Annotated in this window: 18 protein-coding genes, 2 pseudogenes and 1 riboswitch; of the genes and pseudogenes, 9 read left to right on the forward strand and 11 right to left on the reverse strand. The window is 72.4% G+C overall.

The annotated features are described in order from the left end of the window. The 5 genes and pseudogenes from ABD317_RS18475 to ABD317_RS18495 all read left to right on the forward strand — a co-directional run. Positions 1–322, forward strand: a pseudogene (locus tag ABD317_RS18475) (asparagine synthase-related protein); the annotation flags it as partial. Positions 323–528: 206 nt separating this feature from the next. Next, positions 529–1,770 carry an L-2-hydroxyglutarate oxidase gene (gene lhgO / locus ABD317_RS18480; RefSeq protein WP_344291050.1) on the forward strand — a complete coding sequence of 414 codons (1,242 nt, stop codon included), beginning with the start codon at positions 529–531 and terminating at the stop codon, positions 1,768–1,770. Between the two features lie 46 nt (positions 1,771–1,816). Beyond that, positions 1,817–2,587 carry a tRNA (guanosine(46)-N7)-methyltransferase TrmB gene (gene trmB / locus ABD317_RS18485; RefSeq protein ID WP_344291051.1) on the forward strand — a complete coding sequence of 257 codons (771 nt, stop codon included), beginning with the start codon at positions 1,817–1,819 and terminating at the stop codon, positions 2,585–2,587. A 250-nt stretch (positions 2,588–2,837) separates the two neighbouring features. After that, on the forward strand, positions 2,838–3,983 hold the full coding sequence (locus ABD317_RS18490) for a PrsW family intramembrane metalloprotease (RefSeq protein WP_425582388.1): 1,146 nt from the start codon (positions 2,838–2,840) through the stop codon (positions 3,981–3,983). Between the two features lie 107 nt (positions 3,984–4,090). Continuing rightward, positions 4,091–4,996: a YDG/SRA domain-containing protein gene (locus ABD317_RS18495; RefSeq protein WP_344291052.1), complete on the forward strand. Its 906-nt coding sequence runs from the start codon at positions 4,091–4,093 to the stop codon at positions 4,994–4,996. A gap of 178 nt (positions 4,997–5,174) precedes the next feature. Here ABD317_RS18495 and ABD317_RS18500 read toward each other — a convergent pair whose 3' ends face one another. Beyond that, entirely contained in the window at positions 5,175–6,074 is a 900-nt protein-coding gene (locus tag ABD317_RS18500; RefSeq protein ID WP_344291053.1) for a phosphotransferase family protein, read from the reverse strand. Between the two features lie 32 nt (positions 6,075–6,106). Beyond that, positions 6,107–7,546 carry an NsdA family TPR-like regulatory protein gene (locus tag ABD317_RS37965; RefSeq protein ID WP_486389017.1) on the reverse strand — a complete coding sequence of 480 codons (1,440 nt, stop codon included), beginning with the start codon at positions 7,544–7,546 and terminating at the stop codon, positions 6,107–6,109. Positions 7,547–7,696: 150 nt separating this feature from the next. On the opposite strand from ABD317_RS37965, the gene ABD317_RS18510 reads away from it, so the two are divergent. The 3 genes from ABD317_RS18510 (at position 7,697) to ABD317_RS18520 (ending at position 10,157) form a co-directional block, all read left to right on the forward strand. After that, positions 7,697–8,377, forward strand: a complete 681-nt coding sequence (locus ABD317_RS18510) for a hypothetical protein (RefSeq protein WP_344291055.1) — start codon at positions 7,697–7,699, stop codon at positions 8,375–8,377. Between the two features lie 404 nt (positions 8,378–8,781). Continuing rightward, positions 8,782–9,693: a hypothetical protein gene (locus ABD317_RS18515; RefSeq protein ID WP_344291056.1), complete on the forward strand. Its 912-nt coding sequence runs from the start codon at positions 8,782–8,784 to the stop codon at positions 9,691–9,693. Between the two features lie 98 nt (positions 9,694–9,791). Continuing rightward, on the forward strand, positions 9,792–10,157 hold the full coding sequence (locus tag ABD317_RS18520) for a VOC family protein (protein WP_344291057.1): 366 nt from the start codon (positions 9,792–9,794) through the stop codon (positions 10,155–10,157). Between the two features lie 94 nt (positions 10,158–10,251). On the opposite strand, the gene ABD317_RS18525 is transcribed toward ABD317_RS18520, so the two are convergent. After that, positions 10,252–10,599: a hypothetical protein gene (locus tag ABD317_RS18525; protein WP_344291058.1), complete on the reverse strand. Its 348-nt coding sequence runs from the start codon at positions 10,597–10,599 to the stop codon at positions 10,252–10,254. Positions 10,600–11,013: 414 nt separating this feature from the next. On the opposite strand from ABD317_RS18525, the gene ABD317_RS18530 reads away from it, so the two are divergent. Beyond that, entirely contained in the window at positions 11,014–11,784 is a 771-nt protein-coding gene (locus tag ABD317_RS18530; RefSeq protein ID WP_344291059.1) for an SGNH/GDSL hydrolase family protein, read from the forward strand. A gap of 196 nt (positions 11,785–11,980) precedes the next feature. Here the strand turns inward: ABD317_RS18530 and ABD317_RS18535 are convergent, their stop codons facing one another. The 8 genes and pseudogenes from ABD317_RS18535 to ABD317_RS18570 form a co-directional block, all read right to left on the reverse strand. Next, on the reverse strand, positions 11,981–13,141 hold the full coding sequence (locus ABD317_RS18535; protein ID WP_344291060.1) for a M23 family metallopeptidase: 1,161 nt from the start codon (positions 13,139–13,141) through the stop codon (positions 11,981–11,983). Positions 13,142–13,152: 11 nt separating this feature from the next. Further along, positions 13,153–13,303, reverse strand: a riboswitch (cyclic di-AMP (ydaO/yuaA leader). Between the two features lie 249 nt (positions 13,304–13,552). Continuing rightward, on the reverse strand, positions 13,553–14,821 hold the full coding sequence (locus ABD317_RS18540) for a SpoIIE family protein phosphatase (protein ID WP_027754099.1): 1,269 nt from the start codon (positions 14,819–14,821) through the stop codon (positions 13,553–13,555). A gap of 263 nt (positions 14,822–15,084) precedes the next feature. Continuing rightward, a complete protein-coding gene (locus tag ABD317_RS18545; protein ID WP_027754100.1) occupies positions 15,085–16,365 on the reverse strand; it encodes a cytochrome P450 family protein in 1,281 nt (426 codons plus the stop codon). Continuing rightward, complete coding sequence (locus ABD317_RS18550; RefSeq protein ID WP_344291061.1) at positions 16,362–17,783, reverse strand: cytochrome P450 family protein; 1,422 nt, start codon at positions 17,781–17,783, stop codon at positions 16,362–16,364. The genes ABD317_RS18545 and ABD317_RS18550 overlap by 4 nt, the downstream gene beginning before the upstream one ends. Further along, complete coding sequence (locus ABD317_RS18555) at positions 17,780–18,439, reverse strand: GTP-binding protein (RefSeq protein WP_344291062.1); 660 nt, start codon at positions 18,437–18,439, stop codon at positions 17,780–17,782. The genes ABD317_RS18550 and ABD317_RS18555 overlap by 4 nt, the downstream gene beginning before the upstream one ends. Continuing rightward, entirely contained in the window at positions 18,420–18,788 is a 369-nt protein-coding gene (locus tag ABD317_RS18560) for a DUF742 domain-containing protein (RefSeq protein ID WP_344291063.1), read from the reverse strand. The genes ABD317_RS18555 and ABD317_RS18560 overlap by 20 nt, the downstream gene beginning before the upstream one ends. Further along, positions 18,785–19,222: a roadblock/LC7 domain-containing protein gene (locus tag ABD317_RS18565; protein ID WP_344291064.1), complete on the reverse strand. Its 438-nt coding sequence runs from the start codon at positions 19,220–19,222 to the stop codon at positions 18,785–18,787. The genes ABD317_RS18560 and ABD317_RS18565 overlap by 4 nt, the downstream gene beginning before the upstream one ends. Next, a pseudogene (locus tag ABD317_RS18570) lies at positions 19,219–19,525 on the reverse strand (hypothetical protein); the annotation flags it as partial. The pseudogene ABD317_RS18570 and the gene ABD317_RS18565, both read right to left, overlap by 4 nt.

A 19,525-nucleotide genomic window follows, 5' to 3' on the forward strand; every position in this document is an offset into this window, starting at 1 on the left:
CGCGAGCGCGACCACCGCGGCCGCGGCGGCGGCGGCGTCGGCCGAGCGGATCGGCCTGCGCCGCGCCTCGGCCCAGCTGGCCGACCTCTTCCACCGGCCGCTGCTGGCGGACGCGGGTCTGGTGGAGGGCCGGGTGGTGCGCAAGGCGCTGCGCGCGGCGGCGGACGGCGAGGCGCTGCCGCTGGGCGGGCTGGCGGAGCTGGTGGCGGCGGAGCTGTGGCTGCAGCGGCTGATGCTGCGGCGCGGGTCGGTCTGGACGGGGGATGCGGCGCCGCGCCAGCGCGCGGTGGCGGGCGGGGTGCCGCCGCGGCTGCCGCTGTAGCGGGCGGTCGGTGCGTCAGCCACGGTAGGGCCCGCCACTGACATCCGGCGCTGACACCCGGCGCCGGTAAGGGCCCGGCGCCGGCAGGGCCCGCCGCCGGCGGTCGGCATCGGCGCATTCCGCCCGCCCCCGCCCGGGTTTGGCGTCGACCCGGCAGGCCAGGGGATGATGGGGCCGACCCCTGGCGAGCCCCTGGCGGAGGTGGCATGGCAGACGACTGCGACGTGCTCGTGATCGGAGCCGGCATCGTCGGCCTCTCCACGGCGTACGCGCTCACCCGGGCAGCCCCCGGCACCCGCGTCCTCGTCCTGGAGAAGGAGCCCGGGCCGGCACAGCACCAGACCGGGCGCAACAGCGGCGTGATCCACAGCGGGCTGTACTACCGGCCCGGCTCGTTCAAGGCGCGCTTCGCGGTGCAGGGCGCCGCCGAAATGGTCGGGTTCTGCGCCGAGCACGGGCTGCCGCACGCCGTCACCGGCAAGATCGTCGTCGCCACGGAGCGGGACGAGCTGCCGCGCCTGCACGCGCTCGCGCAGCGCGGGCGCGAGAACGGCATCCCGGTGCGCGAGCTGGGACCGGCGCAGATCACCGCGTACGAGCCGCACGTGCGCGGGCTCGCCGCGCTGCACGTGCCGACGACGGGGGTGTGCGACTTCCGGGCCGTGGCGCGGAGGCTGGCGGAGCTGGCGCGGGACGCGGGTGCGGAGGTCCGGTACGACGCGGAGGTGCGGGTGATCGCCAGGCGCCCGGACCCGGGCCCCTCCCGCACCCCCGGCGCCCCCGGCACCTCCGGGGTCGCCGTCCGCACCGCCGCGGGCGACGTGGTCCGCGCCCGCGCCCTCGTCAACTGCGCCGGCCTGCACTCCGACCGCGTCGCCCGCCTCGCCGGCGACCGCCCCGGGCTGCGTATCGTCCCGTTCCGCGGCGAGTACTACGAACTGGCCCCGCACGCCGCCGGCCTCGTCCGCGGCCTCGTCTACCCCATCCCCGACCCCGCGTTCCCCTTCCTCGGCGTCCACCTCACCCGCGGCATCGACGGCGCCGTCCACCTCGGCCCCAACGCCGTCCCCGCGCTGGCCCGGGAGGGCTACTCCCGTACGAGCCTCAGCCCCCGCGACGCCGCCGCCGCGTTCACGTACCCCGGCAGCTGGCGCATAGCCCGCCGCCACTGGCGCTACGGCGCCGGGGAGCTGCGCCGCTCGTTCTCCCGCAGGGCGTTCACGGCGGCGGTGCGGCGGCTGCTGCCGGCGGTCGAGGAGGAGGACCTGCGCCCGGCGCAGGCGGGGGTGCGGGCGCAGGCGGTGCTGCCGGACGGGTCGCTGGTGGACGACTTCCGCTTCGCGGCGGGGCCGCGGACGATCCACGTGCTGAACGCGCCGTCCCCCGCGGCGACGGCGTCCCTGCCGATCGGCAGGGAGATCGCCCGCCGGGTGCTCGACACCCTGTGACCGGGCGGGGACCGCCCCGCACTCCCCCGCGCCACTTCCGTAAAATATGTGCACTGTGTCCGACCACCCCGATCAGCACGATCGTCCCCAGCCCAGGTTCCCCGACGGCCCCTCCCCCGCGCCCGCCGGGCCGCACCACGAGCGCCGCGTCCGCTCCTTCGTCCCGCGCCGCAGTCGCGTGACCCTCGCGCAGGGCGCGGCGCTGCAGCGGCTCTGGCCGAAGTGGGGATTCGACATCGACGGCGAGCACGTCCTCGATCTCGACGACCTCTTCGACGGCCTCCCGGTCGTACTGGAGATCGGCTTCGGCATGGGCGAGGCGACCGCCGAGATGGCCGCGGCAGACCCGGCCACCGGCATCCTCGCCGTCGACGTCCACACCCCCGGCCAGGGCAACCTGCTGCGGCTCACGGAGCAGCGGGGGCTGACGAACGTACGCATCGGAAACGGCGACGCCGTCATCCTGCTCCGCGAGATGCTGCCCCCGGAGGCGCTCGCGGGAATCCGGGTCTACTTCCCGGACCCGTGGCCCAAGAAGCGGCACCACAAGCGCCGGCTCATCCAGCCGGAGTTTCTGGAGCTGGCCGCGTCGCGGATGGCACCGGGCGCGCTGCTGCACTGCGCGACGGACTGGGAGCCGTACGCGGAGTGGATGCTGGAGACGCTGGAGGCGTCGCCGTACTTCGAGAACGCCCAGCCCGGCGGCGGGTACGCGCCGCGCCCGGACTTCCGTCCGCGTACGCGCTTCGAGGGCCAGGGGCTCGGAAAGGGGCATGTCGTGAATGATCTGCTCTTCCACCGCATCGGCGATAAATAGCCCGTCGCGCACGGCGGCGGTGACTGACTAGGGTCGAGGGGTGCAGTACGAAGGCGCTCAGCTCATGTCCCGGCCGCGGGAGCCCGAGGGGTTCGGACCGCGGCCGGTGTACGGAGACGCGCCCGAGCAGCCGGCGGGACCGACCGAGCCCGCGGACCCCTTCGAGCCACCCGCATCCCCCGCCCCTGACCCCGCCCCCGTCCACGCCCGCCGAAGGTTCTGGCGCAGGAGGGGCCCGCGCATAGGCGCGGTGGCGACCGTGCTGGCGCTGGCCGGCCTGGCCATCCTGGCGCTGGTGCGGGAGGAGACCGGCACACGCGGGATGCTCGTCGGCGGCGGGCTGGCGCTGCTGCCGGTGCCGCTGCTGCTCGCGGGCTACCTCTGGCTGGACCGGGTCGCCCCCGGCCCCTGGCGGTACCGCGTCTTCGCGTTCTCCTGGGGCGCCTTCGCCGCCACGCTCGTCGCGATGCTGGCGAACACCTTCGCCGCCCGCTGGATCGCCACCGGCCTGCCCACGGCGTCGTCGCGCGAGGCGGACCTGTGGGGGATGGCGGTGGTGGCGCCGGTGGTGGAGGAGACGGCGAAGGCGGCCGTGATCCTGCTGCTGTTCCTCTTCCGCAGGCACTACTTCTCCGGCCTGGTCGACGGCCTGGTGCTCGCGGGCATCACCGCTACGGGCTTCGCGTTCACCGAGAACATCCTGTACCTGGGCCGGGCGTACGACGAGGACCAGGCCTTCGGCGACTCCGGACCGCTGGCCTCGGTGACCGTGACGTTCATCGCCCGCGCCGTCTTCTCCCCGTTCGCGCACCCGCTGTTCACGGCGATGGCCGGCCTGGGCCTCGCCATGGCCGCCCTGACCCACCCCCACCAGCGAATACGCCGCGCACTCCTGCCGGCGGCCGGCCTGCTCCTGGCGATCGCCCTGCACGCCCTGTGGAACGGCTCCGCCGTGATGAACGGCTACGCCTTCCTCGGCGCGTACGCCTTCGTGATGGCCCCGGTGTTCGGGCTGCTCGTCTGGCTCGCGATCTGGTCCCGCGGCGGCAAGCTCCGCACCATACGCGACCAGCTGCCCGCCTACGCCCACGCCGGCTGGCTGGTCCCCGCAGAACCGGTGGCCCTCTCCTCCCTGCGCGTCCGCAAGATAGCCCGCACCCTGGCGGCCCACGCCCACGGCGACGACGCCCGCCGCGCGGTAGCCGAGTACGAGCGCTCGGCGACGAACCTGGCCCTGCTCCGCGCCCAGGCCGCCCGCGGCCGCCCGGCCCCGGACTTCGCAGCCCGCGAACGGGCCCTGCTCACCACGATGTGGACCCACAAGTCCATAGCCCAACCCGCCCTCATCAGAGCCGCCTACACCACCACCCCACCCCGCCCCCACCCTCCCGCCTGACCGAACTCCACGACACTCCCCCGCTGTCAGACGGCCGTCCTACGATGCCGTCATCCCTTGCGGTGGCCCCGCCCGCGCACGCGGGCGCAGAGTGAATGAGGAGTCCCGTGCCGAGGCAGCCCAAGACCGCCTTCTTCGGCGAACCGCCAGGCGTGGAGGACGGCGACTGGTTCGCGTCGCATCGCGCCCTGTACGAAGCCGAGCTGCACCGGTTCAAGGACCAGGGCATCTCCGGCACCGAGAAGACGGGTGCGGACTCGATCGTGCTCTCCGGCGGCTACGCCGATGATGTCTACGGCGACGACGAGATCATCTACACCGGCGCCGGTGGTCGAGACCGCGACAGCCGCCTCCAGGTAGCCGACCAGCACATCGACACGCGTGGCACGGCGGCGCTGGTCGTCTCACAAGCCCAAGGGCTCCCGGTGCGCGTCATCCAAGGGCTCGATATAAGACGGCGACGAGCAGAAGGCGGGTATCGCTATCGGGGCCTGTGGCAAGTTCGGGAACACTGGTTCACGATAGGTATCGAGGGTTTCCGAATATGCCAATTCAGGCTCACGAAGCTTCACCCAGGCGAACAGCCTGCACCCCACCCCGCAGCCCGGCCCGCTGACACCCCGACGGCTCTGGAAGAGCTGACGCGGGAGTACATCGAGCGGGAGCAGCGTAAGCGCGACTCACGAGTCGTACAGCGAGTGAAGGGGATGTACGACAACACGTGCCAGATTTGCGGCGAACGAATACTTGTTTCGCCCACCGGCGTCGCCTACAGTGAGGGCGCCCACATCCAGGCTCTTGGCAGACCTCACGACGGGCCGGATGTCCTCGGCAACGTGCTCTGCCTCTGTCCGAATTGTCACACGCGATTTGATCGAGGTGCGCTGCAACTCTCCGACTCGTTGATTGTTATCAATGGACTAACGGGGGCCGAGCGTTCGCCACTCACGGTGCATCCCGACCACACCATAGATGTAACCTACATCCGCCAACACCGCTCCCGCTGGGCGTAACAGATCAGCGCATGGTTGTTGTCGCAGCCGTAGGGGTTCAGCCAGCGGAGGATTTCGGTAATCCGGGGGTTTGCGGCGTCTTCGAACACGCAGACGCTCAACTCGGAGTCACCGCGGAGGGATTCTTGGCGGTAGATGGCCAGAAGGGCCTCGGCGGCGCCGTTGGGCGGGGTCTCGGTCACAATATTCGCCACCGGAGTTCGGTGTCACCGCGCCGGACGCCTTCGATCCTGCGCTTGACTTCCTCCAGGCTACCCGGTGTATGCCCCACCTTTCGGGCGTTCGTGGTGATCATTCGAAGTTCACGGATCCGGGCCAAAGTGTTGTACCCCGGCCACCGCATCACGTCCCAGCCGTAGGCTTCCGCGAACCGCTCGTAGTGTCGGCTCCCGTGACCGAATCTGCGGCAATGTATCTCGACAGTAACCAAATCCCACTCCGGCTGTCCGAGGGATACCGTATCCCAGTCACACAGAACCACTCCCGCCTGCGTGTGCAAGGCGTTTCTGTGCTGCGGGTCACCTTGAATGATGCCTGGCTGTCGGTCGAAGTCGATCTCCTGAAGTTCGCATTCGAGCCGATCCGCGCAGCCTGACAGAAAATTCACCGTCGGTGTCGGGAGATGGGTGATCGCCGAGATCGAGCGGCGAATGGCACGTACGTTGTCGTGCGCCGGTAGCGCCAGCGGTGGGGTCAGCGAGTGAAGTGCGTAGAGAGGACCGGCAAGTTGCGCAGCCGCTACCGGATCGGATGGCTGGGGAAGGTAGGTCCAGAACGTCACGGCATGCTGGTCGACGACCACCGGCTGATCGACAGGCAAGAGGGAGACAGTCGGGAATCCCACACTCATCAGCCACCGAACGAGCGTCACGGTACGGGCCACGTCGGCAAGCTGTGACCCGCGCCTCGCGATCTTCACCACCACCGGTTTCCCGGCCAGGAGAATGACGGCGTTCGTATGGCCGCGCAGCAGACGGGCGCCCGAACTGTCCAGACCGACCGCCGCGCACGCCCGGTCCAGAATGTGTCGCCTCTCGGACTCGGTGAAGCCACCCGCTATCGACGCCGCTGCTGTCATGGGTCCAAGGTCGCCCACCGCGGACCCCGCTGTCACCTCGCCCCCGGCGGCAAGGCCAGGATTTCCCGCAGTTCACGTGCCGGTCGACTGCTGCGCGTCGGGGGTGGCAGCACTCGGATCACCTCGCGAGCCCGTGCTCGCAAGATCGGCGTCCGGTGGGCGGGAAGGGTGGTCAGGATCGCGGAACCCGCGAGGTCGCAGGCGTCGGCCGGGCACTGGTCGAGGGCAGAGCAGATCGCCGTTTCCAGTTGGAGCAGGGCTGGATCGATGCCTGTCTTGGCCGGATAGAGGTCCCGGGCCCGCGCCTGGACCCTGCGGGCCTGATTCGTGTTTCCGAGAGCGGTCAACGCCCCGCTGCGGTACAGCAGGAACCGCCGCTCGGGAAACGAGAAGGCGTCATCGGTGTCGGCTCCCGATCCGCTCCGTTCGAACAGGTCGGCCGCGTTGTGCAGTGCATCCTGCGCTTCGCGGGCGTCGCCGAGCCTCGCAAGAGCACGTGCCTCCGCAGCCGCGGCGAAAGCGGTGGTGGCCGATGGTCGGCCGCGGGTCATCATCCTGGCCTCTCGGGTGAGGGCGACGGCGACTTCGAGAGGCCCGTAGTAGAACGGCAGCATCGCGGCCTGCGCTCTGACTCTCGCGCGCAACTCGACGTTGCCGCTGTCATCCGCGGCGGCGCGTGCCGTCCCGTACCACGCCTGTGACCTGGTCAAGTCGCCGAGCTTCATCAAGGAGTCGGCGGTCAGCGTCGAGAGGACCGCCGTAAGTTCCGACAGCCGAACCTGAACCGCAGCCGGCTGCCGGTCCCCGGCGAGGTCCTCGACATCCGCAAGGAGACTGAGGAGGGTTTCCAGCATGGGCGCCGGAGGCGAATACAGGTACAGCTGTCGTGCCCAGAGAATCCGCTCGTCCAGCAGATCAAGTTGAGCGGGACTCACGGTGGCGGAGGCCAGGGTGCGGTCCACTTCGCGCCGTGCTGCGTCAAGACGTAGCCCGAAGGATCCACCGGCGGACGGACACGTCCGAATATCCGGGGTTCCAGGCAGCGTAAGTGCCTGCATTGTTGCCGTACATGTCAAGCCGATCTCTTCGGGTGTGGAAGCGTAGAAGGAGCACAGCAGTTCAACGGTGAGGGGCCTGGGGTGATTTCTTCCGGTCTCCCAGTAACCCAGTTGGATGGGGTCCGGCTTCGGAGCTTTCTCGCCGTGACCGGCTCCCAGGTTTCGTAGCTCCGCGGCGGCGCTCTTCAGGGTCAGTCCCCGGGCCAGGCGGTGGGCACGTAGCAGGGACACAGAGCAGTGCCGGTGAATCGTCTCGGCGATCTCCTGGGGTGTCCGCCCCTCGGCAGTGCCTTGCACACGTAAACGTCGCGCGCATGAAGGGCCATGTGCCCGTAGGTCTCGAACCATGGTTCGCCTCCTTTCCCGACATTGATCGGCTGCGTGCCCAGTCTGGCAAGGATCAGTCGACGCCATAGACACCTGTGAAAAAAGCTGTGATGCGCCATGCCGATCCCCGGAAGCTGTGACGCATGCAAGTTGTCCGCCTCCGGTCCCTCGACGACGCTCTCTCGTCTCAAGAGGCCCACGACGGAGAGCCTGCTCGGCTCCGGCTCAGGGAGTGACATGACGCCGCAGAGGAAGCACTACTACCAACACGGGCTGCGGGTACCCGCGATCGCTCCGTGGACGGGCGAAGCGCCGGCTGCCGCGCAGGTGACGCGGCGATGGCTGCCCTTCCTCGGCGGCGAAGGAATCGGATACGCGGACGAGCGGCCGACGGACCGCCATCGCGGGTTGCTGTGGAAGCGCATTCCGGAGGCGCCGGGCAAAGGGCGCGCACAGATGGGACTCGTGCACGGGCCGCGTCAGCGGCGCGCAATGACTGACAGGTTGTGCCAGGTCTGCTTCGCCCCGGCCGCGCCCGCGGGCGAACCGCTGCTCTTCGTGGTCGCCGGGGACACACCCATCGCCGCCGGCGAGCGCATGAGCCAGCCGCCAGTCCATGAGGAGTGCGCGAATGAGGCCGTACGTCACTGCCCTCGCCTGCGCCGAGCCCACTCCGCCGCTTTGGTGGGACGAACGTCGAGCTGGGGCGTAGCCGGACTCGTCTATCATCCGGTGACTCTGAAGCCACTTCCCAGCACGGCGAAGAACGCCCTCACCCTGGTCCCGTACGGCCACCCCGTTCGACTGCGTTGGGTTTTGGCGGTGCAGGAGGTCATCACCGCCCACGACTGCACGCCGGTGACCTTGGAGGAGCTTACGGACAAGCGCGCAGGCGGGATGCAGGCAGCTCGCACCTGACCCGCAAGCGCCAGCTCTCCTGCACCCGCTGACAGTGTGAGCGGCGGGGTGGCGTGCCTTCGTTGCCGGGGTTCGGGCTGGGGAGTTCTCCGGAGGCCGCTGACCTGCCCGAAACCTCGTGGGGGTGGAGTTGTCCACAGGGGGAAGCGGAGTTTGGAAATCCGCGAGAGGCTTGGGGCATGACGGGGGAACAGAGGCCGCTGGATGAGTTGGCGGCGCGGAACGGTGGCGTGTTGGTCTGTGCCGAGGCGGTGGCGGCCGGGTGGTCGTCCGGGGCTTTGACGCGGAGGTTGCGGAAAGAGGGGTGGCGGAAGGCTCGGGCCGGGGTGTGGGTGGAGCCCGGACGGGCTGACGACATGCGGCTGCGGTTGCGTGTGGCGCAGGCCGGGCGGCCGGAGTTGGTCGTGAGTCACAGTGCCGCCGCCCACCTGTTCGGGATCGAAGTGCCGGCGGTGCGGCCGGAGTTCACCCATGTGCGGGGGCGGGGCCGGGCGCCGGAGGGGGGTGTGCTGCACCGGACCGACGTGGACGAGGACGAGGTCGTGACCGTCGCCGGGCTGCGGGTGACGAGCGTCGTCCGGACTCTCGTCGACCTGTTGCGCACCGCTGAGCGGGACGCGGCGCTGGTCGCCGTGGAGTCGGCCATGACGCAACGCCCGTTGGCCTACGGGGACGGGTGGCCGCCGCGGTGGCGGGAGCAGGTCACCGACCTGCACACGGTTTCCGAGGCCCTGGTCGGCACCGGGCGGCGGCGGGGAGTCGTCGCTGCGCGGCAGCGGCTGGCGCTGGCCGACCCGCGCTCGGGGTCCCCCGCGGAGACCGTGGCGCGGCTGCGCATGCACGACGCCGGGTTGCGGCCGCTCAGCCAGGCGCCGTTCACCGCGCCCAACGGCCGCCGGATGCGGGTCGACTTCTTCTTCCCGGTGGCGGGACTGGTCGTGGAGATCGAGGGGTACGCCTTCCACGGCGGCAGGGCGGCCCACCTGGCCGACGTCGAGCGCTTCAACGACCTCGGGCGCTGCCCCGACGTCCGGCGCATACTCCGGTTCACGGCATCCGACGTCTTCGATCGCCCCCGGCTGATGCTGCACACCATCCGCGCGGTCCTGGGCGAAATCGCCGCCGGGGATGCCATGGGCCGTGCGGCGGGCGGTCCAGCGGGCGGTGGTGCGGCGGGCGGTGCGGTCGGCACCCCGGCGGGCCGCGCGGGGGGCACGGGTGCCGCAGGCGGTGCGGGCGATGCATCCTCAGGTGCCGCCCCAGGGGGCCTTCCTCCCGCCGCTGCCAAGCGCCGCGCCCGCGTCACCGCCGCATGAACCTCGCCTGACCGGCGTCGGCTTCGCGGCGCTGCGGGGCGTCCCGCGCGCGGCCCGGTTCGCCGGCCGGTGTTGGTCCGCCGTGGCAGTGTGGCCCCATGGACGCCTACGTCAGGAACATCGTGCTCGACTGCGCCGATGCCCGCGAGCTTGCCGACTTCTACACGCGGTTGCTCGGCATGCGGGTCATCCGTGAGGACTGGATGGTGATCGCCAAGGACGACGACAGCTTTCCACGACTGGCGTTCGAGGAGGTGGCGGGCTACCGGCCGCCGCTCTGGCCCGACCAGGAGCGCGAGTATCCCCAGCAGATGCACATCTGCTTCGGCGTCGACGACTCCGCCGCCGCGGGCGAGCTGGCGCTGCGGCTCGGGGCCACGAGGCTCTCCGAGGCGGGCGGCAGTTGTCCGGTGTTCGCCGATCCGGCCGGGCATCCGTTCTGCCTCTGCGGCCCCGGGGAGTAGGCCGCCCCGGTCGGCGGACGGACGGGGCGGACGAGGCGGACGAGGCGGACGGCCTCGGCGGTCCGGCGTCCGGCGGTCTCCCGCGGGGAGGCGCTCACCACATCTTGCCGAGGTAGCCATACGCCGCACCGAGCGCCGCGATCACGGCGAGGCACACGGCCCACAGGCCCAGGCTCCTGCCGCCGTCCCGCAGCGCGGCCCGCGTGCCGGCGACGAGCGTGACGGGGAGGACGAACACCGGTAGCAGCATGAGCGTCCAGGAGCCCGGGGCCGTGCAGAACAGGGAGTCTTCGCCCTTGAGGGCGCAGCGGCCCAGAAGGGCGATCAGCCACAGCACGGGCGCGTAGACAACAACCACGAGGCCGCAGAGCCACAGCAGTCCGAGCCGCGCGATCCGCGCGATCCGGCCGGTCAGGCGCCAACTCCCGTCGGTTGCGAGCATTCACCGGATGATGCCGGATGACGGCGGGAGATCGGACGGTTCCCGGGCTCTGGCCGACGCGTTGTTGCGTGAACGTTACGGCAGGCCTACGTTGGTGGCGCTGGGAGCGCTTCCACGTCGCCCGTGTGCCTCCCCGCACCCGGGCCTCCAGGGGCCGAAGGGCCGGGTGTGGCTGCACGTCCCGAGGGAGGACCGCGGTCGCCATCCCCACGCCAGGGAGACGCCCTTGACGGCCTCGTCCTCCATCCCGTGCCGGACTGCCCCGGCCGCCCGCGCCGACCAGCACCCGCAAATGGTCCGGCCCTCGCGCGACTTCAACGAGGTCCCCCGCACAGAGGACCGGGCGTCGCGATCCCGTGGCCGTGGGCGTCGTCACGCTCACGGCCCAGCCCCCACGACAAAGGACGGCACCTCATGGCCAGCATGACCAGTCGACGGCAGTTCCTCTTCGGCACGCTCGCCGTGGCCGCGGCCCCCGCCGCGCTCGGCACCGCGGTCCCCGGCACGGCCCATGCCGCCCAGCCCCTGCAGGCGGGGGTGCGGGTCATGCCGCTCGGCGACTCCATCACCGACGGCTTCAACGTGCCGGGCGGCTACCGCGTCGACCTGTGGCAGAAGTTCCTGAACGGCGGCTACACGGTCGACTTCGTCGGGTCGATGCGCAACGGCCCCGGCAGCCTCGGCGACCGGGACCACGAGGGTCACTCGGGCTGGACGATCGGGCAGATCGACCAGAACATCACGGGCTGGCTGGGCGCCTACAGCCCGCAGACGATCCTGCTGCACATCGGCACCAACGACGTGTACGGCCCCGACCCGGCGGGCGCGCCCGCGCGGCTAGCCACGCTGGTCGACCGCATCACCGCGCTCGCCCCGGACGCGATCCTCTTCGTGGCCACGATCATCCCGCTGGGCTGGGACGACGCGAACCTCCGGGCGCTGAACGCCGCGATCCCCGGGATCGTGGACAGCGCGGCAGGCGCCGGGAAGAAGGTGCACCTGGTCGACATGTTCAGCGCCCTGAACGCCGGCGACCTCGCCGACGGCGTCCACCCGCACGCGGGTGGCTACAGCAAGATGGCCACGGCCTGGTACGAGGCGCTGCTGTCGGTCCCGGGCAGCATCGGCCACGTGTCGAGCCCGGCGGGGCGGCCGGCCGGGCGCCGGGGGGCGGGCCGGGGGTGAAAAGGCCGACGGCCCTGGTGTCGGGGGGTCGGCCACCAGGGCCGCCGGCGGTCTCGGCGCGCGCCCGGACGCCACGGGGGGAAGGTGCGTACGGACACGCCGGAGACGTGGGAAAGGGGCTTATGGGGGCTTGCGGTCCGTCCAGCGGGCGGGTTCCCGTTCCGGCCACGGGGCGGCCGGGCGGGGTCCGCCGCCGTCAGACCGGTGCGCCGTTGTTGCGCAGCCAGGCGAGGGGGTCTATCGCGTCCCCGCCGCCGGGTCGTACCTCCAGGTGCAGGTGCGGACCGGTGACGTTGCCGGTGGCGCCCACGCGCCCGATGACGTCGGCGGTCGTGACCTCGCCGGAGGACTGGATGATGGAGGACAGGTGGCAGTACCAGATCTCGGTGCCGTCTTCGAGCGTGAGGACGATGCGGTAGCCGTACGAGCCGGCCCAGCCGGCCTCGGTGATCGTGCCGCCGTGCACGGCCTTGACCGGGGTGCCGGTGGAGGCGGCGAAGTCCTGCCCGGTGTGGCCCGCGGCCCACATGGCGCCGGACTCGCCGAACGTGGAGGTGAGGGTGTAGCCGCTGAGCGGGGCGACGTAGCTGGCGGCGAGCTTGGCGAGGCGCTCGGCCTCCGCCTTGCGGCGGGCCTCCTCCTCGGCCTTGCGGCGGCGCTCCTCCTCCAGACGGCGCTGGCGCTCCTCTTCCGCCGCCTTCGCGTCGGCGGCCTCCTCGGCCGCCTGCTTGGCGGCCTCGGCCTCGGCGGCGGCGCGGGCCGAGGCGTCGGCCTCCGCCTGCTGCTGGTCGGCCTGCTCCAGGATGCGCGCCCGCAGGGCCTCGCCGGAGTCGGCGGCCGGGGTCGCGCTGTCCGAGCCGGTGTCGGAGGCGTAGCTGACCTGGGTGAGCGGGGCGGTGGTGACGACGGTGTCGTCAACGGCGGGCTCGTCCTCGGCGGGCATCAGCTCGCCGACGCCCGGCAGGCTCTCCGCGTCCGGGAGCTGGGCGCCTATCCCGCTCGCGACGGCGTCGACCTGGTCGGGCATGGATATCGCGACCGCGGGCTTCTCCTGCGCCGTGGCCATGCTGCCCGCGCCGACGGCGGCGAAGACGCCGACGCCGAGCACGGCGCCGCTGCGCGCCATGCTGCCGCCGCGCTGCTTGGGGAGACGCCGGCGGCCGCGGGAGGGAAGGTCGTCCTCGGGGAGGACTTCCGGGATGCCTTCGTCGGCCGGCTCTTCGGCGGCGTAAGGGGCGGGCGCATACCCCTCGGGGGCGGTACCGTCGGACGCATAACGGTCATAGCCGTCATTACCGCCGTAGCCGTAATCGTCATAGCCATGGCCGTAGCCGGGCCCAGACCTGTAGGACGCCACGAAGGCGTACTCCTTTCCTTCCTTCTCGCCTACCGGGTTAGCTGACGGGTTCGGAGCAGGAAGGTCTCCTACGGGCCCGCCTCCTGCGGAGATTGGCCCGATTCACCCCAAGGTGGTGGTTCCCCGGTTCCCTAGGTGTTGCAGTTGCTGCAGTTGTTGCACGTGCGGGATTCGGCGACGGCGCACGGAGCCGCCTCTTGCGGCGGCAGTGACGACCGCGCTGCGTTACCGCACGCTAGCGGACGACGGCGTTCGATTCCAAGCCGTTCCCGTTATTCAGTTGTTCTTTGCCGCGGACGATACGGGGCATGTGGCTGCTGAAACGGACAAGTTGCCGCGTCGGCCACACGGGGTGAGGTCCTGTCGTTAGCTGATCGTGTATCAGTTGTTATGCGGAGGGAGGCTGTTCCATTACGGAGCGTGAGCCGGAACGGGAAGAAAACGGGAGCGGGAACGGGACAGGGCGAACAGCGCCATGTCGTCCGCGACGCGCCCGCCCGTGTACCGCGTCACGTCGTCCAGGAGGGTGTCCAGCAGCTCGTGGGGACCGTCGAAGACACGGCCCGCCATCCGCTCCAGCGGGTCGTAGAACACGCCCGCGGCGTTCCGCGCCTCCGTCACGCCGTCCGTGTAGAGCACGAGCGACGCGCCCGGCGGGAACGTCACCTCCAGCAGCTCGTCCGGCCACGTCCCCAGGTCGCCCATGCCCAGCGGCAGCGCGTGCTCGTGCGGCTGCAGCAGCCGCGCCCCGCCGTCCGACCCCAGCAGCAGGGGCGCCGGGTGGCCGCGGTTGAGCAGCCGCAGCGTGCCGCCGTCGCGGTCGACCTCCGCCAGCACCGCGGTCGTGAACCCCTCCACCCGGTCCAGCCCGCTGCGCCCCGTCTCCTCACGCTGCAGCGCCCGTTCCAGCCGCCGCGCCACCCCGGCGAGCCGTGCCTCCTGCTCGGCCGCCTCCCGGAAGGCGCCGACGACGACCGCCACGGACTCCACCGCCTCCAGCCCCTTGCCGCGTACGTCGCCGACGATGCAGCGCACGCCGTACGGGCTCTCCTGCACGGCGTAGAGGTCGCCGCCGATCCGGGCGTCGGCGTCGGCGGCCTGGTAGCGGGCGGCGACCCGCAGCAGGCCGCCGCCGAAGCCGTCCGGCGGGTTCGGCAGCACGGCGCGCTGCGCGGCGACGGCGACGTGCCGGGCGGAGGTCAGCCGGCGGTAGTTGCGCTGGATGAGGACGTTCATGCCGATCGCCAGCGCGCCGATCACCGACTGCGAGATCATCTCGATGATGGACTCGGAGTACTCCGCGGTGCCGTTGGCGATCTCCAGCAGGACGTCGACGACGACCGCGGCCACGGCGGTGATCACCGTCGCGCGCAGCGACAGCAGCCCGGCGGCGACCAGCGGCGCGGACTCGAAGAACGGCGACGAGGTCAGGCCCTCCGGCGTGACCCAGTAGAACACCGCACCGGTGATGATCAGCGCCGCCGGCAGCCACCGCAGCGCCCACCCGACGCGCCGCTCGCCGGTGCTGGCCACGTCGGTGCCCCGGGACCGGTCGCCGGGCTCCAGCGCGCGGCTGCCGACGCGGTAGACGCGGCTGTCGTCGTACGGACCGCGCCCCGGTCGGTGCCGGCCGCGCCCCGGCCCCGCGCCCTGCCCGCCGTCCTCCCGCACCGGCCGCACCTGCCCTCTCCTGCGCGATGCCCGTCCTGCGCTGTCCTCCCGTGCGGCCGACATGCGGGCCCCTGCCGTCGTCCCCCAGGTTTCCCCGTCCCGGGCGGGACGGCGACCGGGCGGGGCCAGGCGGGTTACGGACAGGGGGAGGGGGGAGGGGGCGGTGTGCGCAGGGGCCGGTGCAGGGGTCGCGTACGGGCGGGCCGGCGGCGTCGGGCGCGCCGGCAGCCCCGTGGCACCCGCCCCCGCGCCCGGCGCACCCGCGCCCGGCGTCAGGCGAGCCGTACCGGGAAGGACTCCAGGTCGTTCTGCGTCAGCACCGGCAGGTTCCGGATCTCCCCCGCCGGCACCGCCGCCCGCAGCCCCGGGAACCGCGCGAAGAGCGCCGGCAGCGCCACCGCCGCCTCCAGCCGCGACAGCGCCGCGCCCGGGCAGATGTGCGGCCCGTGCCCGAACGTCATGTGCCGGATCGGCGTCGGCCGCGCCACGTCGAAGGCGTCCGCGTCCGCCCCGTGGTGCCCGGCGTCCCGGCCGATCGCGCGGTACGAGATGACGACGCCCTCGCCCTTCTCGATCACCGTGCCGGCGATCTCGATGTCCTCGGTGGCGAACCGCATCAGCAGGTGGGTCACCGGCGGGTCGTGGCGCAGCGCCTCCTCGATCGCGGTCTCCCACGTCACCGTGCCCGCCCGGACCAGATCGAGCTGCCCGGGGTGCGTCAGCAGCCCGCGCACGGTGGTGAGCAGGAGCGTGATCGTGGTCTCGTGCCCGGCCGCGATCATCGACTTCAGGTTGCCGACGACCTCTTCCTCGGTCAGCGGCTCGCCGCCCTCGTCGGCGAGGATCAGCGCGCTCGTCAGGTCGTCGGCGGGCGCCGCGGTCTTCTGCCGCACCATGTCCGTGAACACGCGGTCGAGCTCCGCCATCACCGCGAGCCGCTCGTCCTGCGGGGTGAGCATGGAGAAGAACGCCTTCCACAGCCGCATCTGCCGCGGTATCTCCGACTCGGCGACGCCCATCAGCGCGCACACCACCCGCATCGGCAGCGGCTGCGCGAAGACCTCCTTGAGGTCGACGACCCCGTCGCCGGCGGCGGCCGCGGACTCCAGCGCGTCCAGCAGTTCGGCCGTCACCCGCTCGACCACCGGCCGCAGCGCGTCGAGCCGCCGCGGCGTGATGGCCTGCGCCGTCTTGGCGCGCAGCCGCCGGTGCTCGGCGCCGTCGACCGTGAACATGGACCGGCCCGGGTTCACCATCCCGATCAGCGGCCACTCCGCCGTGACCGCACCGGTCTGCCACAGCCGCCAGGCGCCGATGTCCTTGACCAGCCGGGCGTCGGTGAGCAGTTGCCGCGCCTCCGCGTGCCGCGTGACGGTCCACGCGGGCGCGCCCAACAGCTCGATCCGGGTGAGCGGGGGTGCGGCGCACAGCTGCGCGGTCTCGCCCGCGAGGTCGCGTACGAGGGGGTCGATGGCGAGCGGCTCGGGAAGGGCGGCGGGCCCTCCGGCGCCGGAACCGGAACCGGAGTGGGCGGCGGCGTGCGGGCAGTTCACGGATGACCTCCTGCAGCGCGTACGGGGGTGAAGGTGACCGGCAGCGCCGTCATCCCGCGCAGGAACGGGGAGGGCCGCCGCACCAGCGTCCGGGCCGGCACGGACAGGTCCAGGTCGGGCAGCCGGTCGAGGAGCACCTCGATGCCCGTACGGGCGATGATCTCAGCGATCTCCTGGGCCGGGAAGGGGCAGCGGAAGTCGCCGTAGCTGAAGGCGAAGTGGGCGCTGTTGCCCGCCTGCGCGGGCACGCCCCCGCCGCCGTGGTCCCCGTACCCGCCGCCCGTGCCGCCCAGGGCCTGCTTGATCTCCGGGTCGTCGTTGGCGGCGGCGAGGCCGAGGAGCAGCAGGTCGCCGGCGCCGACGGGCCGCCCGCCGAGCTGGGTGTCGCGCGCCGCCCAGCGGCCGACGAGGATCTGCGTCGGGGTGTCCTCCCACAGCACCTCGTTCATCGCCTGGCCGACGCTGTGCCGCCCGCCGCCGAGAGCGGCGGCGAAGCGGTCGTCGGTGAGCATGAGCCGGATGGAGTTGCCGATCCAGTCGGCGGTGGGCAGGAAGCCGGCGGCGGTGGTGTCCTTGAGGTCGAGCATGACCTCTTCGTCGGTGAAGTGCATGGGGTCGGCCAGCATCCGCGAGGCGACGTCCTGGCCGGGCGTGAGCCGCTTCTCGGCGACCAGCCGGGTCATGTGCCCGACGAACGTCTCGTACGCCTTGAGCGCCCCGGGCCCGCCGTCCGCCAGCTCGTTGAGCACCTGCGCGAGCTGCCGCCCCTCGGCGTCGGGGAAGCCGATGAGCCGGGCGAGGACGAGGACGGGCAGCGGCACGGCGTAGTCGCCGACGAGTTCGGCGTTGCCGCGGGAGCAGAAGGAGTCGATGAGCCGGTCGGCGAGCTGTTCGCAGTGCCGGCGCAGGTCGAAGGGGTCGACGCTCTCCAGCGCGGCGCCGACCATGACGGCGTGCCGGCGGTGGTCGGCGGCGGAGGCGGTGAAGTGGATGGACGGCATGACCTGGCCGACCATCGGCAGCAGCGGCCAGTCGGACGGGATCTTCTCCCACTGGTTCCACAGCCCGCGGTCCCGCACGAAGAGGTCGGGGTCGGAGGTGACCTGGTGCAGCTCGCGGTAGCCGATGACGAGCCAGGCGGGGATGTCGCCGGGCAGCTCGACGGGGACGACGGGGCCGTGGTCGCGGCGCATCTCACGGTAGAGGTCGCGCGGGTCGGTGTGGAAGCGGGGGCCGCCGAGGGGCACGGCTCCCGCGTGCGCGGGGCAGCCGGCCTCCGTGGCCGCCGCGGGCCCGGAGGCGCCGGCGGACTCGGTGGAACGGGCCGGTTCGGCGCCCGGCCCGGCACCCTGCGCGCCCTGCGCTTCCGCCGCGCCGCTCCCCTCGCGTGCGGCCTGGTCCTCGGGGGTCGGGGTCATGTCGCGGTCTCCGGTGCGGTGGGGGCGGTGGGGGCGGTGGCGGCGGTTCCGGCGGTTCCGGTGGCGAGGCGCTGCAGGTGCTCGACCAGGGCGATCAGCACGCCCTTGCTGGACTCGCGGGACCGCGCGTCGCAGTCGACCAGCGGGACGTGCGGGTCGAGGTCGAGCGCGTCGCGCACCTCGGCGCGGGTGTACGGCGGGCCGCCGAAGTCGTTGCGGGCGACGATGAACGGCGTGCCGTGGTGCTCCAGCCGGTCGATGGCGTACCAGGAGTCGGCGAGCCTGCGGTGGTCGACGAGGACGATGGCGCCGAGCGACCCGGAGAACAGCCGGTCCCACAGGAACCAGAACCGCTCCTGGCCCGGCGCCCCGAAGAGGTAGAGCACGGTGCGCTCGTCGAGGCTGATGCGCCCGAAGTCGAAGGCGACGGTGGTGGCCGTCTTGCCGGGCACGGCGCTGCGGTCGTCGATGCCGCGGCCGGCCAGGGTCATGGTCTCCTCGGTGTTCAGCGGCCGGATGTCGCTGACGGACTGGACCATGGTGGTCTTGCCGACGCCGAAGCCGCCGACGATGACGATCTTCAGCCCGTTGTCCGTCGTACGGGCGAGCGGGGCGCGCTCGGGCGTCGCGGGCGGGTCAGAGGTCGCGGAGTCCAACGAGCACCTTCTCCAGAGTCTCGGGATCGGCGAACCGCACACCCCCGGGCGTGCGCGGCGGCGCGTACCGCGGATGGCGCGCGGTGATCCGGCCGGCGGCCAGCAGGTCGGACAGCAGGATCTTGGTGATGCCGACGGGCAGGCCGAGGTCGGCGGACAGCTCCACCACGGCGGTCGGGGTCCGGCAGATGCGCAGGATGGCCGCGTGCTCGGACTGCATGCCCGGCGTCGGCTCGCACTCGGCGACCACCAGGGTGACGAGGTCGAACTCGTCGCTGGCGGGCCGGCTGCGCCCCCCTGTCAGGGTGTACAGCCGGTCCGGATCGTCGTCCCGGCCGGCGCGGGTCACGGCGCCGCAACTCCCTCGGCCCCGGGCACCGGCCCGCGCGGCGGCGCGCTGAGGTGCTCGCCGAGCTGCTCGACCAGCTCCAGCATGTTGTGGCCGACGAGCCCGGGGTCGGCGGTCTCCGCGGCGATCACGGCGACGTGGCTGCCGGAGCCGGCCTCGGCGATGAAGAGGATGCCGCCGTAGAACTCGGTCATCGACTGCCGTACGCCGCCGCTGCCGTCGCCGAACTCGACGGAGGCGCCGTGCGACAGGCTCTGGATGCCGGCCGAGATGGCGGCGAGCTGGTCGGCGCTGTCCTCCGAGAGTTCGGGCGTGTGGCAGAGCTTGAGCCCGTCGCGGGAGAGGACGAGGGCGTGCCTGGCGCCCGGCGTGCGCTCCAGCAACCCCTCCAGCAGCCAGGTCAGTCCGGAGGCCTCGGCGGGGGATTGGGTCATCGGTCGTCCTCCGAAGGTGATGCGGCGTTGCGTGCGGGGGGCGCGGCGGAGGAGCCGGGGCCGTCGTCGGGCGCCGCGGGTTCCTCGGGCGCGGGTTTGTCGGGTACGGGGTCGTCGTCGCGGACGCCGTCGGCGCCGCCGGTGCCGTCGGCGCCGCCGGCGGCGGGTGCGTCACCCGCCTCGCGTACGCCGTCCGCCCGGTCGGCGCCGTGCTTGCGGCCGTTGACGGCGGTGCCCCCGGTACCCGCAGTGCCCGCGTCACCCCCGGTCTCCGCCCCGGCGCGGCCCCGCTCGCGGCCGGTC

The sequence above is a fragment of the Streptomyces synnematoformans genome (assembly GCF_039531005.1).
In the GTDB taxonomy this organism is placed as follows: domain Bacteria; phylum Actinomycetota; class Actinomycetes; order Streptomycetales; family Streptomycetaceae; genus Streptomyces; species Streptomyces synnematoformans.

Bases quoted from the DNA above. Each gene is read 5' to 3' on its own strand.
- lhgO (WP_344291050.1), top strand. From the start codon at position 529: ATGGCAGACGACTGCGACGTGCTCGTGATCGGAGCCGGCATCGTCGGC.
- ABD317_RS37965 (WP_486389017.1), bottom strand. From the start codon at position 7,546: ATGGCGTCGACTGATCCTTGCCAGACTGGGCACGCAGCCGATCAATGT.
- ABD317_RS18525 (WP_344291058.1), bottom strand. From the start codon at position 10,599: ATGCTCGCAACCGACGGGAGTTGGCGCCTGACCGGCCGGATCGCGCGG.
- ABD317_RS18520 (WP_344291057.1), top strand. From the start codon at position 9,792: ATGGACGCCTACGTCAGGAACATCGTGCTCGACTGCGCCGATGCCCGC.
- trmB (WP_344291051.1), top strand. From the start codon at position 1,817: ATGTGCACTGTGTCCGACCACCCCGATCAGCACGATCGTCCCCAGCCC.
- ABD317_RS18500 (WP_344291053.1), bottom strand. From the start codon at position 6,074: ATGACAGCAGCGGCGTCGATAGCGGGTGGCTTCACCGAGTCCGAGAGG.
- ABD317_RS18565 (WP_344291064.1), bottom strand. From the start codon at position 19,222: ATGACCCAATCCCCCGCCGAGGCCTCCGGACTGACCTGGCTGCTGGAG.
- ABD317_RS18530 (WP_344291059.1), top strand. From the start codon at position 11,014: ATGGCCAGCATGACCAGTCGACGGCAGTTCCTCTTCGGCACGCTCGCC.
- ABD317_RS18510 (WP_344291055.1), top strand. From the start codon at position 7,697: ATGACGCCGCAGAGGAAGCACTACTACCAACACGGGCTGCGGGTACCC.
- ABD317_RS18550 (WP_344291061.1), bottom strand. From the start codon at position 17,783: ATGACCCCGACCCCCGAGGACCAGGCCGCACGCGAGGGGAGCGGCGCG.